13 protein-coding genes are annotated in these 13,609 nt (G+C 67.2%); 2 read left to right on the top strand and 11 right to left on the bottom strand.

Translation table 11 applies throughout. From position 1 onward, the window contains the following. Nucleotide 1 precedes the first annotated feature (1 nt). The 11 genes from NVU01S_RS24990 to NVU01S_RS24940 form a co-directional block, all read right to left on the bottom strand. Nucleotides 2-820, bottom strand: a complete 819-nt coding sequence (locus NVU01S_RS24990; RefSeq protein ID WP_156161913.1) for an Rv1363c family protein — start codon at nucleotides 818-820, stop codon at nucleotides 2-4. Then, entirely contained in the window at nucleotides 817-2,244 is a 1,428-nt protein-coding gene (locus tag NVU01S_RS24985) for an MCE family protein (protein WP_043679872.1), read from the bottom strand. Before NVU01S_RS24985 ends, NVU01S_RS24990 begins: the two co-directional genes overlap by 4 nt. Next, nucleotides 2,241-3,479 (bottom strand): MCE family protein, encoded by a 1,239-nt coding sequence (locus NVU01S_RS24980; protein WP_043679876.1) that lies wholly within the window; start codon nucleotides 3,477-3,479, stop codon nucleotides 2,241-2,243. Before NVU01S_RS24980 ends, NVU01S_RS24985 begins: the two co-directional genes overlap by 4 nt. Then, complete coding sequence (locus NVU01S_RS24975) at nucleotides 3,476-4,732, bottom strand: MCE family protein (protein WP_043679879.1); 1,257 nt, start codon at nucleotides 4,730-4,732, stop codon at nucleotides 3,476-3,478. Before NVU01S_RS24975 ends, NVU01S_RS24980 begins: the two co-directional genes overlap by 4 nt. Next, nucleotides 4,729-5,796, bottom strand: coding sequence for an MCE family protein (locus NVU01S_RS24970; protein WP_014981418.1), 1,068 nt, complete (start codon nucleotides 5,794-5,796; stop codon nucleotides 4,729-4,731). Before NVU01S_RS24970 ends, NVU01S_RS24975 begins: the two co-directional genes overlap by 4 nt. Further along, complete coding sequence (locus NVU01S_RS24965; protein ID WP_029899596.1) at nucleotides 5,793-6,818, bottom strand: MCE family protein; 1,026 nt, start codon at nucleotides 6,816-6,818, stop codon at nucleotides 5,793-5,795. The genes NVU01S_RS24970 and NVU01S_RS24965 overlap by 4 nt, the downstream gene beginning before the upstream one ends. Next, nucleotides 6,815-8,011, bottom strand: a complete 1,197-nt coding sequence (locus tag NVU01S_RS24960) for an MCE family protein (protein ID WP_043679883.1) — start codon at nucleotides 8,009-8,011, stop codon at nucleotides 6,815-6,817. Before NVU01S_RS24960 ends, NVU01S_RS24965 begins: the two co-directional genes overlap by 4 nt. Nucleotides 8,012-8,015: 4 nt before the next feature. Next, nucleotides 8,016-8,867, bottom strand: a complete 852-nt coding sequence (locus tag NVU01S_RS24955) for an MlaE family ABC transporter permease (protein ID WP_014981415.1) — start codon at nucleotides 8,865-8,867, stop codon at nucleotides 8,016-8,018. A 4-nt stretch (nucleotides 8,868-8,871) separates the two neighbouring features. After that, nucleotides 8,872-9,636: an MlaE family ABC transporter permease gene (locus NVU01S_RS24950; protein ID WP_014981414.1), complete on the bottom strand. Its 765-nt coding sequence runs from the start codon at nucleotides 9,634-9,636 to the stop codon at nucleotides 8,872-8,874. 348 nt (nucleotides 9,637-9,984) lie between these two features. Further along, on the bottom strand, nucleotides 9,985-10,890 hold the full coding sequence (locus NVU01S_RS24945) for a 3-oxoacyl-ACP reductase (RefSeq protein ID WP_043679888.1): 906 nt from the start codon (nucleotides 10,888-10,890) through the stop codon (nucleotides 9,985-9,987). A 45-nt stretch (nucleotides 10,891-10,935) separates the two neighbouring features. Further along, the gene (locus NVU01S_RS24940) at nucleotides 10,936-11,124 is read right to left on the bottom strand and encodes a ferredoxin (RefSeq protein WP_043679893.1); all 189 of its coding nucleotides are present in this window, start codon (nucleotides 11,122-11,124) and stop codon (nucleotides 10,936-10,938) included. A gap of 155 nt (nucleotides 11,125-11,279) precedes the next feature. Here NVU01S_RS24940 and NVU01S_RS24935 point away from each other — a divergent pair, with 155 nt between their 5' ends. Both NVU01S_RS24935 and NVU01S_RS24930 read left to right on the top strand, forming a co-directional pair. Further along, nucleotides 11,280-12,473, top strand: coding sequence for an acyl-CoA dehydrogenase family protein (locus NVU01S_RS24935; protein ID WP_014981411.1), 1,194 nt, complete (start codon nucleotides 11,280-11,282; stop codon nucleotides 12,471-12,473). A gap of 21 nt (nucleotides 12,474-12,494) precedes the next feature. Then, the gene (locus NVU01S_RS24930; RefSeq protein WP_043679897.1) at nucleotides 12,495-13,598 is read left to right on the top strand and encodes an acyl-CoA dehydrogenase family protein; all 1,104 of its coding nucleotides are present in this window, start codon (nucleotides 12,495-12,497) and stop codon (nucleotides 13,596-13,598) included. Nucleotides 13,599-13,609: the final 11 nt, after the last annotated feature.

Genomic DNA, 13,609 nt, shown 5'->3' with positions numbered 1-13,609 from the left:
GTCATCCGACGAACTCCACCTTGGATGCGGTCAACCCGGCATCGCCCCGGCTCACAGTGATCCGGAAACGATAGAGCCGCGTCTGCGGACCCTCCTGGCCCGCGTTGGTCAGGGTCTGCTTGACCGCCACCAGCACCTGCGCCGAGTCGGCGTCGTCGCTTTCCAGTGCCGCCTCGACGACCTCGCCGTTGGAGACGATCTTGGCCTGCTGCACGACGTTCAGGAACGGATCGACCCGCCCGTCGAACTCGCTCTTGAACTGGCCCGAGGCCACCGCGAGGATCCGATCGATGTCCTGCTTGGCCGAATCGGCCCGGATGGTGGTCAGATTCAGGGCGGCCTGCCTGGCGGTCTGCACGAATTCGGTGCGCCGCTCGTCGCGCGCGTCGATCGAACGAGCTTTGACCACCGACAGTCCCGCGCCGACCACCAGCGCGAGCACCAGGACGGCGGCCGCCGCGAAGGCGAGGATGCGGCCGACACCGCGACGAGACTTCGACTCGTTCGCGTCAGTCGGCGACGCATCGGGCTCGATTGCGCTCGTACCAGCCGTCTTACCCAGTTCGGCGTCGGCAGGCTTACCGACGTCGGTGGCCGCCTTACCGAGATCGACAGTTCCGGCGTCTGCGACCGTGCCGGAATCCACGGCGTCGACCGGGGTGGGCGCGGTGCCGGACGACGCCGCGCCGGCCTTCGGTACCGGCGTCTTTTCGGCTGGTATCGATGTCACACCGGGCGCCGCCGACTCGTCCGCCGGTGGCCCCACCGAGCGCACCGCACGTCGCCGCGTGCGCCGCTGATCTCCGTTGCTATCGCTCATCGTTGCTGCTCCTCGAGCATCGCCTGCCAGCTCGACGGTACCGTGCCCGAACCGTTCGGTCCGATATCGCCCTGTCGGTACGTGCGTCCGTCCGGACCGATGTACTGACCGGTGGACGGGTCGTAGGATCGCGCGGCCGCCGGTGTCCCGGTGCCGTACGCGGCGGGTGCGGTCTGCGCCGGAACCTCCGCGGGCGGCGCTGCCGCAGGCGCCACGGGCTGTACGGGGCCGAACGGCGGGTTGTTGCCTTCCGGAACATAACCGGTGCGGCACAGTTCGGGCGTCGGCGCGCGACGACCGGGGAATTCCGCGCACGGCGTATTGCGGATGCCGCGCACCTGGATCGGCGAGTCCTGCGGCACCTTGCAATACAGGCCACGCGGTGAGGGCAGCGAATCGAGTTCGCTCGGCGAGCGCCATTGATCGGTGGGCAGGAATCCGGTGGTGCACGCGGGCGGATCGTTGACCACGGTCCCGAAGTCGACCATGGCGCCGTACTCCGCGGGTCCGCGGATGACCGTCCGCAGCGCCGCGATCAGCGGCGGGAACACCACCAGCAGTTGTTCCAGCCCGGCGTGATACGTCACGCCCACCTGTCCGGTGCTGACCAGGTTGTTCAGCAACAGCGGCAGGGTCGGTCGCAAGGATTCGAACTGCGCGTTCACCCGCTGCATCGCCGAGGGGCCCTCGTGCAGCACATTGCGCAGCGAAACATCATGCGCGCGAAGTTGATCGGTCACCGTGGCCAAATCACTGGTCCACGACCGGATCGCCGCGTCGGACTGGATCTGGGTGTCCAGTAAGGGTCCGATCTGATCGAGCAGCTTCTTGGTCGGTTCCGCGTTGTTCTGTGCCTCCTGTACCAGCAACGACGCCGAATCGATGAACCGCTGCAGATCCGGGCCGGCCCCGTTGAACGCCTTGAACGCCTCGTCGATCACCTGTCGCAGCCGGGTGTCGGCCACGCTGGACAGCAACCGATCGGACTGGTCGAGCAACGTGCCGACATCCTGCGGCAATTTGGTGCGCCCCACCGGAATCACCGAACCGTCGGCCAGGTTCCCGCCGACCGGGCGCTCGGCGGGAATCAGGTCGACGTACTGCTCACCGACCGCCGAGACGCTGCGCACCCAGGCGTTGACGTCCGCGGGCACCTTGTAGTCGCTGTCGATGGACAGGTGCGCCTCGACACCGGTCGTGGTCAGCCGGACATCCTGCACCACACCGACATTCGTGCCGCGATAGGCGACATTCGCGGTGGGATAGAGACCGCCCGTCGCGGCCAGCTGCACGGTGACGTCGTAGCGCCCGATGCCCAGCATCGCGGGCACCTTCACGTACACCCCGCCCATCACCACCAGGCCGATCACCGTCAAGATGGCGAAGATCGCGAGCTGCGTGCGGACGAATCTGGTCAGCGTCATCGGCCCGGGCCCCCTTGTGGCGCAGTGTTTCCCGGCAACGGCACGGTCAGGCCCGGAATCGCGGGCAGGCCGGGGATGGGCGGCAGGCCGGGCAGCGCGGGCGCGGGCTGTCCGTCGGCCGGCGGCGGCAGCAGCGGTCCGGTCGCCGGATTGCCTGCCTGCGTGGCGGTATCGGGGGCGAAGCCGCCGACCACGCCTTCGACACCGCCGAAGCGGCCGCCGAGCGGCGTACCGATCAACCAGTTGTTGTCCAGCCGCTTCCCGGTGAGGTCGACGGTGATGAACAAGTTCAAGTAGTCACCCTTGATCGCCTTGTCCAGGTTCTTCATCGGGAACGGAAAGGTCGGAACGATCTTCAACGCCTCGACCAGGTTCATCCCGGTATCGGCCAGCGTCTCCAGCACCGGTGCCAGACTGCGCAGGTTCGCCTTCAGGTTCTCACCACTGGTGGTGATGATCCGATCGGTGACGTCACTGAGGTCGCCGAGCGCGCTGATCGCCGCGGTGATGCTCGCGCTGCGGTCGGCGAGCACGGTGAGCGCGGGATGGATCCGCTCGATCGCCCTGGCGACCACGTCGCGCTGCTGGGCGAATTGCCCGCCGAGCCGGTCGAGTCCGCTCATCGCCGCGATGATGTCGTTGCGCTGCTTGTCCAGTCCCGTGGTCAGCGTCTCGAGCTGCGGCAGCAGGTCGCGGATGTCGTTCTCGCGCCCGGTCAACGCCGAATTCAGTTCGCGGGTGATCGTTTCCAGCTGCGAGATGCCACCGCCGTTGAGCACCACCGACAGCGAGGACAGCACCTGCTCCGTCGTCGGGAAGGCGCCTGCGCGGTCCAGCGGTATCACGTCTCCGCCTTTCAACTGACCCTGCGCGGCGGTATCGGTGGGGGCGGCGAGCTCGATGTGGTTGCTGCCGAGCAAGCTGGTCTGCCCGATCTTGGCGACGGCATTGGCCGGCAGGTGCACGTTCGGGTTCAGCGAGACGGTGACCAGCGCGTGCCAGCCCTCCACCTCGATGTTCGATACCGTCCCGACCGTCACGTCGTCGACCCGCACCGGCGAATTCCTGGTCAGCGTGGTCACATTCGGCATCTGGATGCGCACCTGGTACGCGCCGTCCATCGTGCCCTCGGTGCCCGGCATCGGCAGCGAGTTCAAGCCGTCCCACTCGCAACCCGAAACACCGAGCAGCACAGCGAGACCGAGCACCATCGTCGTCATCCGGCGCGGCATCATCGTCCACCTCCCGGAATGGCCAGTCCGGCAAGACCTTCCGGCACGGTGACCGGCGGCGGGCCCGGTGCGGGCGCCTGCTCGGCCAGACTCGGCGGGCTGAACTTCAGCTGCTCCGGGAACGCGTGCACACCGGTCGCCGGGTTCAGCAGGATCGGCGCGTAGTTCATGGCCAGCGAACTGATCACCGGCGCAAGGTATTGCGCGCAGAGGTCGGCGGAGCGATCGGACTGGTTGATCTCCAGCGCGCGCACCGATCCGCACAGGAAGCCGAGCGGGTCGGCCGTGTTGTTCAGCGCCACCGCACCGGTGAGCGTGCCCTGGGCGGGCTTGTAGATCTGGTAGAAGTTCACCAGCGCGGTCGGGCCCGAGTGCAGCACCCGTTCCAGCTCCGGTTGCTTGTCCACCAGGATCTGGGTGACGTCGGCCAGCCGCTGCACGCCCTCGGTGAGTTCGGCGCCGCTGCCCTCCAGGAAACGCTTCACATCGGCCAATGCGGTGTCCAGATTGTCCAGTCCCGCACCGAGTTCCGCGGAGGCGCCGGCCAGCACCGAGGAGACCGAGGCGAGCCTGCCGCCGAACTGCACGATCTGTTCGTTGCTCGCCGCCAGCACATCCACGAACTTCTGCAGATTGCGAATGGTGCCGAACAGGTCGGTGCGTCCGTCGGAGAGGGTGTTCAGGGTGGCGGACAGTTCACGCAACGTGTCGCGCAGTTTCTGCCCGTTGCCGTCCATATTGTCGGCGGCGGTGTTGACGAAGCGTCCGAACGAGCCCTGCGAGTCGTCGCCGACCGGGCCCAAAGTGGTTGCCAGCTTGGACAGTTCGGCCTTGATGTCGTCCCACTCCACCGGCACCGCGGTGTGCTCGATCGGAATCTGCGCGCCGTCGCCCATTTTCGGGCCGCCGGTGTAGGCGGGCGCGAGTTGGATGAACCGCGCCGAGACCAGCGACGGCGAGATGATCACCGCGCGGGCGTCGGTGGGCAGGTCGATCCCGCGATCGATGGTCACCCGCACCTTCACCCGGTCCTTGCCGGGCTCGATCGAATCGATCCGGCCGACCTTCACCCCCAGCACCCGAACCTCGTCGCCCTTGTACAGGCCCGAAGTCGACGGGAAGTACGCGGTGATGCTGGTCGTGCCGAGCCGCGTGATCCCGGTGTACGCGCCGAACGCCACCAGCGCGACCACCACGGCGCCCGCGACCACGACCGCCCAGCGAGGCACCTTTTTCGCCTTGTCCATGAGGGTCATCGCGGTGGCTCCTGAATCGACGGGCCGATCGACGGCGGTGCCGGATGCGTGAAGATGTTGCGCAGGTCATCGGGCAGATGCTCGGGCCACACCAGCGCGTCCACCAGGCCCTGCAGCTGGGTGCTGGTGGCGTTGACGACATAGGCGTTGAACCACGGGCCGTTGCCGACCTGCTCGCCGAGGGCCGCGGCGTACGGACCGAGGTTGTCGAGCGCGTCGGACAGGTTCTGCTTGTTGCGCTGCAGCAGGCCGAGCACCGAATTCAGTTTGTCCAGCGCCGGTTTCAGCTGTGCCTCGTTGTCGTTGACCAGACCGGACAGCTGCTTGGCCACCTCGTTGACGTAGACGATCAGCTGCCCGATCGCGCCACGCCGCCGGTCCAGCTCGCCGAGCAGGTTGTTGCCGTCCAGCAGCAGCATGTTGATCTGGTTGCTGCGGTCGGCCAGGATCTTGGTCACGCTCTGCGCGCGGACCAGCAGATCGGACAGCGCCTGGTCGCGCGCATTGATGCTGCGGGACAAGGCCGTTACCCCGTCCAGTGCCGCGCGCAGCGGGGCGGGCGTATCGGCGAAGGTCGCCGAGAGCGTGTCGAGCGTCTTGTCCACCTGCTCGAGGTCCAGCCCCTGCACGGTGCGGCCGAGATCGCCGAGCGCGTCGTTGAGCGAGTACGGAGAAGTGGTGCGGTCCAACGGAATCGTGTCGTCGCGCCGCAGCGCGCCCGGCCCGGTCGGCGTCAGCTCGAGCGACTTGCGGCCGAGCACCGTGTTGGTCTTGATCGCGGCAGCGGTCTTCTGGCCGAGCACGATCGACTCGTCGAGGGTGAACCGCACCAGCACCTTGTCGCCGTCGAGGTGCACGCTGTCCACCCGGCCGGTGCGCACGCCGGCCACCTGGACCGGATCGCCGGGCAGCAGCCCGCCGGCGTCGGCGAAGAACGCGGTGTAGTTCGCGCCGCCGCGGATGAACGGCAGCCGTTCGAACTGCAGGGCCGACAAAGCCACGCACACCGCGACCACCAGGCCGACGATGCCGATGGTGACGACACGGGATCGCTGCTCGTTCATTCGGGCGCACACCTTCCGGTCGTCTGCTTGCCCGGCAGGTTCACCTGCAGCGGCTGCCCGTCCGGCCCGTCGACGAGCAGGTTGGTCCCGCAGACGTAGAGCTGCAGGAACGAGCCGTAGGCGCCGATGCGGATGAGCTTCTTGTAGGTGTCGGGCAGCCGGTCGAGCACCCACTGGATGGTGTCGGAGCCGTTGTCGAGATTGCTCGACAACCGCCCGGTCTGCTCGATGGTGGTGCGCAGATCGGGTCGCGCCTGTGCGAGCAGATCGGTCAGATCCCTGGTGGCCCCGGCGATCCGCGGCAACGCGTCGCCGATCGGATCCCGGTCGGCGGCCAGATCCGTGATCAGGCGCTGCAATTCGTCGAGGGTGGTGGCGAACTGGTCACCGCGCTGATCGATGGTCTGCAACACCGTGTTCAGGTTGTTGATCACGTTGCCGATCAGCTCGTCGCGGTCGGCCAGCGTCTTGGCGAAGGAGCCACCGCTGTTGAGCAGCGAGACCAGCGTGCCGCCCTGGCCCTGGAAGATCTGGAGCAAGGCGCTGGTCAGATCGTTCACCTGCGCGGGATCGAGGCCGCGCAGCAGCGGCCGGAACCCGCCGAGCAGCATGTCCAGGTCGAGCGCGGGTGCCGTCTTGTCCTTGTCGATGGTGCCGCCGTCGCGCAGCACGTCCGCGGCGCCCGGGCCCTCCAGCAGCTCCAGATACCGGTCCCCGACCAGGTTTTCGTAGCGGATGGTGGCCCGGGTGCTGGTGAGCAACCGGTACTTGCGGTCGACGTCGAACTCGACGTGCGCCAGCTTGTCCTTGCCCACCCGCACCGAGGAGACCGAGCCGACCGGCACCCCCGCGATGCGCACCTTGGCCCCGGGCAGCATGCCCGACGAGCTGGTGAACACGGCGTGGTAGCCGTGCTCCCTGGCGAAGCGCATCTGGCTGAACACGACCGTCAGCCCGGCGAAGACCAGCGCCATCACCAAGGTGAAGATGGCCAGTTTCACGGTCGTCGCGGTGTTCTTCACAGTGCGTCCACCCCCGGTAACCCGGCGAACAGCAGCTGGAACACCTTGGGCGCCGAGTTGGGCTTCACGAAACCCGTGTTGGGCACGTACGGAGCTCCCTGATTCGTGTCGGTGACGACGTAGTCGGCATGACTGTTCGGCACCCGGTCGACCACGCCCTCGCAATGCGGGCCACCGGTGGCGTTCACCTTCGGCAGGTCGTCCGGGTAGGTGTAGGGCTTGGCGCCGAACATGAAGTTGGTGTTCATCCCGATGCCGGGCAGCACCCCGCCGAAAACCCGTTCGGCCAGTGGCATCATCGGGCCGAGCGCGTTGATGATGCAGCCGAGCGCGGGGTTGTATTCGAACAGCAATTGCGTGGTGGGCCGCAAGAGATCCAGCGCGGTGCCGAGGTTGCCCTCGTTCTCCTTCAGCACCGATCCGGTGGTGTCGGCCAGGCCGATCAGGTTGGCCAGCACGTCGTCCAGGCTCTGCTGCTCGTCGACCAGCGCGCGGCTGGTGACGGTGGCGTTGTCCACGGTGCGCAGCAGATCGGGCGCCGTGTCCGCGTACAGGTCGGTGACCTGACCGGTCTGCACCAGATCCTGTTGCAGCGTGGGCAGATACGGGTTGATATCGCGCAGGTAGGCATCGCTGCGGGCGAGCAGGTCACCGAGCTTCTCGCCGCGGCCCTGCAACGCGGTGCCGAGCGCGGACAGCGTCGCGTTCAGCTTCTCCGGCTCGACCTTGGCCAGCACGTCGGACAGGTGCTGGAACAGCGTGTTGAACTCGACGGTCACGTGCTGCACACTCACCCGCGCACCGGGTTTCAGCGAGGTCGCCGAAGGCTGTTCGGGCACCGTGAAATTCACGTACTTCGCGCCGAAGACGGTGGTGGAGCGGATATCTACGCCCGCGTTCGCCGGAACCAGTTTCAGCTGATCGGGATTCACCGCCAGTTTCAGGCTGGCGCCCTCGGCGGTCTGCTCGATCCCGACGACCCGCCCGATCTCCACGCCGCGCACCTTCACCTTGGCGTCCGGGTCGAGCACCAGGCCGCTGCGCGGCGCGTCGACCATGACGGTCGCCGTCGAAGTGAAGCCGCCGACGAACATCAGCAGCGCGATCGCGACGATCGCCACCATCGCCAGCACCATCGCGGCTCCGGCGAGCTTGAACCCGAGCGCGTTTCGCAATTTCGTCGAATCCGCCATATCGCTATCCGGAGAGGTGGAAGTTGCCGGAGGTGCCGTAGATGGCCAGCGAGATCAGCAGTGTCACCGTGACCACCGCGACCAGCGAGGTCCGCACCGCGTTGCCGACCGCCACGCCGACCCCGACCGGGCCGCCCGCGGCGTTGTAGCCGTAGTAGGTATGGATGAGCATGACCGCCAAGGCCATGAAGATCGCCTGCGCGAACGACCAGAGGATGTCGCTCGGGATCAGGAAGGTGGAGAAGTAGTGGTCGTACACGCCCGCCGACTGCCCGTAGATGACGACCGTGGCGAACCGGCTGGCCAGGAAGGACGCGATCACGGCGAGCGCGTACAGCGGCACGATCGCGATCATCCCGGCCAGCACCCGGGTGCCGACCAGGTACGGCACCGGCCGGATGGCCATGGACTCGAGCGCGTCGATCTCCTCGGCCACCCGCATGGCGCCGAGCTGCGCGGTCGAGCCGGCGCCGATGGTGGCGGCCAGACCGATGCCGGAGATGACCGGGGCGGCGATGCGGACATTGATGAAGGCCGCGAAGAATCCGGTGAGCGCCTCGACGCCGATATTGCCGAGCGAGCTGTAGCCCTGCACCGCGATGGTGCCGCCGGCGAACAGGGTGAGGAAGCCGACGATCACCACGGTGCCGCCGATCACCGCCAAAGCACCGCTGCCCATACTGATTTCGGCGATCAATCGAATGGTCTCGGTCCGATAGTGGGTGAGCGCGCGCGGAATGGCCCCCAGCGCCTGCGCGTAGAACACAGCCTGTTTACCGACAGAATCGAGCGAGTCCGACATCCGACGCACCCGTCGAACGGTACGCGGGAAGCGGGATTCGATCACGAAGGCCATGCGGTCACCGCGCCGTGAACTTGATGCCTACCGCGGTGACCACCACGTTCACGACGAACAAAGCCATAAAGGCGAAGACGACGGTCTGATTCACCGCATCACCGACACTCTTGGGACCACCTTTGACATTCAAACCCAGATAACAGGCCACCAGCCCGGCGATCAGCCCGAACAATCCGGCCTTCACTTCCGAGATGATCAATTCGGGCAAATGCGTCAGCAGCGTGATGCCGTTGACGAACGCGCCGGGGTTCACGTCCTGCAGAAACACCGAGAAGAGAAATCCGCCGACGATGCCGATGGTGCAGACCAGGCTGTTGAGCATCAACGCGACGAACATGGAGGCGAGCACGCGCGGCACCACCAGTCGCTGCACCGGGTTGATACCGAGCACCCGCATCGCGTCGATTTCCTCGCGAATCGTGCGGGCGCCCAGGTCAGCACAGATCGCGGTGGCCCCGGCGCCCGCCACGATCAGCACCGTCACGATCGGGCCGACCTGGGTCACCGCGCCGAACGCCGCGCCCGCGCCGCTGAGATCGGCCGCGCCGATCTCGCGCAACAAGATGTTGAGGGTGAAGCTCACCAAAACCGTGAATGGAATCGCGACCAACAGCGTCGGCACGATCGAGACCCGTGCGATGAACCAGGACTGGTCGATGAACTCGCGCCATTGAAATGGCCTGCGCACGCTGGCGCGTGCGACTTCGGCAGTCAGTTCGAAGAACCCGCCGACGGCCCGCAATGGCACGGCAAGGACCTCGTTCATCTACGAACCTCCTTGCTCAGAACCTGCGTACAACCTCACGGCACGATTCTTCACCGAGGCCGCACCGCCTCATTGATTAGAACACGTTCACAACGTTGCCGGAAGATGTTTGTCACTTTTGAACTGCACTTTTTAGCTGCATCGGCATATAAATCTGGAACGGGTGTCAGAGAGATTGATCCCACCTTTGTGAGGCGGAGCACATCTCGACACCCAATGTCTACCAAGTGCCGGACCCTTGATCAACAGTTGGTCGGTTGATCAGCAGTTCGTGTCGAGTGGGTCTTGCAGATACCGATCCTCGCTGCGCATGTTTCGCGCCGGAGATCGGGCGGCGGCGAGCCGGGCTCAGCCGAGATCGAGCAGCGCCGAAGCCGAGAAGGTCTGCCCGGCAGGGCGTTCGGCGAAGTAGCCGCCGAGGGTGGCCGCGAGATCGCCCGGCGACCACTGACCGTCCGCGGCGTCGAACCGTTGCTCGACGACGGGCGCGGCCATGAGCGCCACCATCGCGCCGTAGACCACGAACAGCTGACCGTTCACCGCGTCGGCGGCCGGTGACGCGAGATAGGCGACGAGCCGGGCCACATGATCAGGAGAGAGTGGATCGACCGTGCCCTCGGGCGCGGCGCTGAACACCGCTTCGGTCATCGCGGTCCGTGCGCGGGGCGCGATCGCGTTGGCGCGCACGCCGTAGCGCGACAGCGCCCGCGCCGCCGACAACGTCAACGCGGTGATGCCCGCCTTGGCGGCGCCGTAGTTCGCCTGCCCCTCCGGGCCGAGCAGACCGGCCTCCGACGAGGTGTTGATCAGCCTGCCGTAGACCGGCGCGCCGGCCGCCTTCGACTTGCCGCGCCAATAGGCCGCGGCATTGCGGGACAACAGGAAATGACCGCGCAGATGTACCGCGACGACGGCGTCGAAATCCTCGTCGGACATGTTGAACAGCATCCGGTCCCTGGTGATCCCGGCGTTGTTCACCACGATGTGCACACCACCGAAGGCTTCCTCGGCGGTGCGGATCAGCGCGTCCGCGGTGGCCCGTTCGGCGATGCTGCCCGCGACGAACTCGGCCTTGGCGCCGAGCGCGCGGAGCTCGGACAGGGTGTCGGACACCGCATCCGATTCGGCCAGGTCGTTGATCACCACCGAGGCTCCGGCACCGGCCAACGCGAGCGCCTCTGCCCGCCCCAGCCCGGCGCCCGCTCCGGTCACGATCGCCACTCGTCCGGCCAGGCTCACATCTACATCGTCCACGGGGCCGACCCTAGAACGTGTTCCAGCCGATGGCAAGGGACCATTTCACTGGAGCCGCAGCGCCGCTTTCGGACATTGCGCGACCGCGTCCTCGACGTCGGCGACGCGGTCGGCCGGCACCTCGGCCGTCAGGATGTGCAACTGGTCTTCGTCATCGAGTTCGAACACGTCGGGGGCGATTCCGACGCAGATTCCGTTCGCTTCGCACTGATCCAGATCGACGCTTACCTTCATGAGAACTCCTTTACCGCGATCCTTGGCGAACCCTAACAAGCCGGTACCGCCGCAGGTGGCGCTATCGACCGGATTCAGTAGCAATACTGGAACATGTTTCAGTCGGTATGCAATGATCGGATGCACCCACATCGAGAAGGCATGAGGTATTTGCCATGCGCATTGCGTACACGCCGCAGCAGGAGGAGCTACGCGCGGAGCTGCGCGACTACTTCGCGCGACTCATCACCCCCGAGCGGCGGGCCGCGCTCAGCGCGCAGACCGGCGAGTACGGCCAGGGCACCGTCTACCGCGACGTCGTGCGGGAGATGGGCCGCGACGGCTGGCTGACGCTGGCCTGGCCGAAGGAATACGGCGGCCAGGACCGGTCCACGATGGATCAGCTGATCTTCACCGACGAGGCCGCGATCGCCGGCGCACCGGTGCCGTTCCTGACCATCAACTCGGTCGCGCCGACGATCATGCACTACGGCAGCGAGGAGCAGAAGCGCTTCTTCCTGCCCAAGATCGCGGCGGGCGAGCTGCACTTCGCCATCGGCTACTCCGAACCCGGCGCAGGCACCGACCTGGCCAGCCTGCGCACCTCCGCGGTGCGCGACGGCGACGACTACGTGATCAACGGCCAGAAGATGTGGACCAGTCTGATCGCCTACGCCGACTACGTCTGGCTCGCGGTGCGCACCGACCCGAACGTCAAGAAGCACAAGGGCATCAGCATGCTCATCGTGCCGACCACGGCCGAAGGCTTCTCCTGGACCCCCGTGCACACCATGGCGGGACCGGACACCAGCGCGACCTACTACCAGGACGTCCGGGTGCCCGCGAGCGCACTGGTCGGCCAGGAGAACGGCGGCTGGGCGCTGATCACGAACCAGCTCAACCACGAGCGGGTCGCGCTCACCTCGGCGGGACCGCTCGCGCTCGCGGTGCGCCAGACCGTCGACTGGGCGCGCAACACCAAGGCGGGCAACGGCTCCCGGGTCATCGACCAGGAATGGGTGCAGGTCAACCTGGCCCGGGTGCACGCCAAGGTCGAATACCTGAAGCTGCTGAACTGGGAGATCGCCAGCCGGGCCGACGCGGGCGGCGACGCGGCGCCCCGGCCCTGGGACGCCTCCACCTGCAAGGTGTACGGCACCGAGCTGGCCACCGAGGCGTACCGGCTGCTCATGGAGGTGCTCGGCCCGCAGGCCTATCTGCGGCAGGACTCCCCCGGCGCCGAACTGCGCGGACGGCTCGAGCGGATGCATCGGGCCGCGCTGATCCTGACCTTCGGCGGCGGCACCAACGAGGTGCAGCGCGACATCATCGCGATGACCGCCCTCAAGCAACCCGCCGCCGCGCGCTGATCCGGAAAGCAGAGAGCTGACATGGATTTCACTCCCACCGAAGCCCAACTCGATCTGGCCCGGCTGACCGGCGAGGTGTGCGCCAAGCTCGTCACCGCCGACCGGCTGCGCGAACTCGACAAGGCCGACGAACGATTCGACGCGGCGCTGTGGAGTTCGCTCGCCGACACCGGCGTGCTCGCGGCGGCGCTGCCGGAGTCCGTGGGCGGCGGCGACTTCGGCGTGCTCGAACAGACCGCCGTGCTGCGCGAACTCGGCAAGTCGCTCGCCGCCGTGCCCTACCTCTGGTCGATCGCGGTCGGCGCGGGCGCGCTGGCCCGGTTCGGCGATGCGGCGCAACAGGATCTGGCGACCCAGGCGGGCGCGGGCCAGGTGATCCTGACCGCGGCGCTGACCGAAGAGCACAACTGGGATATGGCCAGGCCCGCCACCGTCGCGGTCGAGGCGGCGGGCGGCTGGCGGCTCACCGGCGTCAAAACCACGGTGCCGGTGGCCGATCGCGCCGAGCGCATCCTGGTCCCGGCCACCGTCGCGGGCGCACCCGCGGTGTTCCTGGTCGATCCCGCCGCGGCGAGGGTGACCGCGCAGCAGGTCGTCGATCGCAGCCCCGAGTACCTCGTCGAATTCGCCGATGCCCCCGGCGAATTGGTCGGCACCGTCGAACAGGGTGCCGAGATCCTGGACTGGATACTGACCCGGGCCTGGCTCGGCCTCAGTGCGCTCCAGCTCGGCACGGTGGAGCGCGCACTCGACCTGGTCGCCGAATACGCCCGCGAGCGTGAACAATTCGGCAAGGCAGTGGGCAGCTTCCAGGCCGTGGCCCAGCGGCTCGCCGACGCCTACATCGATGTCCAGGGCCTGCGTCTGGCGGTCACCCAGGCAGCCTGGCAGCTCTCCGAGGACCTGCCGAGCGCCGCGGCCGTGCACACCGCCAAGTTCTGGGCCGCCGACGCCGGCCACCGCGTAGCGCACACCGTCGTACACATCCACGGCGGCGTCGGCATCGACCGCGACCACATCGTGCACAACTACTTCACCGCCGCCAAACACCACGAATTCGCCCTCGGCGCCGCCACCGACCACCTCCGCGCCCTCGGCACCCTCCTCACCACCAACCCCACCTGACCCACCCCTCG

The sequence above is a fragment of the Nocardia vulneris genome, from assembly GCF_001613425.1.
Classification (GTDB): Bacteria; Actinomycetota; Actinomycetes; order Mycobacteriales; family Mycobacteriaceae; genus Nocardia; species Nocardia vulneris.
This window is presented reverse-complemented; position numbering and strand designations above follow the sequence as displayed.

Bases quoted from the DNA above. Each gene is read 5' to 3' on its own strand.
- NVU01S_RS24985 (WP_043679872.1), bottom strand. From the start codon at position 2,244: ATGACGCTGACCAGATTCGTCCGCACGCAGCTCGCGATCTTCGCCATC.
- NVU01S_RS24935 (WP_014981411.1), top strand. From the start codon at position 11,280: ATGCGCATTGCGTACACGCCGCAGCAGGAGGAGCTACGCGCGGAGCTG.
- NVU01S_RS24980 (WP_043679876.1), bottom strand. From the start codon at position 3,479: ATGATGCCGCGCCGGATGACGACGATGGTGCTCGGTCTCGCTGTGCTG.
- NVU01S_RS24990 (WP_156161913.1), bottom strand. From the start codon at position 820: ATGAGCGATAGCAACGGAGATCAGCGGCGCACGCGGCGACGTGCGGTG.
- NVU01S_RS24975 (WP_043679879.1), bottom strand. From the start codon at position 4,732: ATGACCCTCATGGACAAGGCGAAAAAGGTGCCTCGCTGGGCGGTCGTG.
- NVU01S_RS24950 (WP_014981414.1), bottom strand. From the start codon at position 9,636: ATGAACGAGGTCCTTGCCGTGCCATTGCGGGCCGTCGGCGGGTTCTTC.
- NVU01S_RS24955 (WP_014981415.1), bottom strand. From the start codon at position 8,867: ATGGCCTTCGTGATCGAATCCCGCTTCCCGCGTACCGTTCGACGGGTG.
- NVU01S_RS24930 (WP_043679897.1), top strand. From the start codon at position 12,495: ATGGATTTCACTCCCACCGAAGCCCAACTCGATCTGGCCCGGCTGACC.
- NVU01S_RS24960 (WP_043679883.1), bottom strand. From the start codon at position 8,011: ATGGCGGATTCGACGAAATTGCGAAACGCGCTCGGGTTCAAGCTCGCC.
- NVU01S_RS24970 (WP_014981418.1), bottom strand. From the start codon at position 5,796: ATGAACGAGCAGCGATCCCGTGTCGTCACCATCGGCATCGTCGGCCTG.
- NVU01S_RS24940 (WP_043679893.1), bottom strand. From the start codon at position 11,124: ATGAAGGTAAGCGTCGATCTGGATCAGTGCGAAGCGAACGGAATCTGC.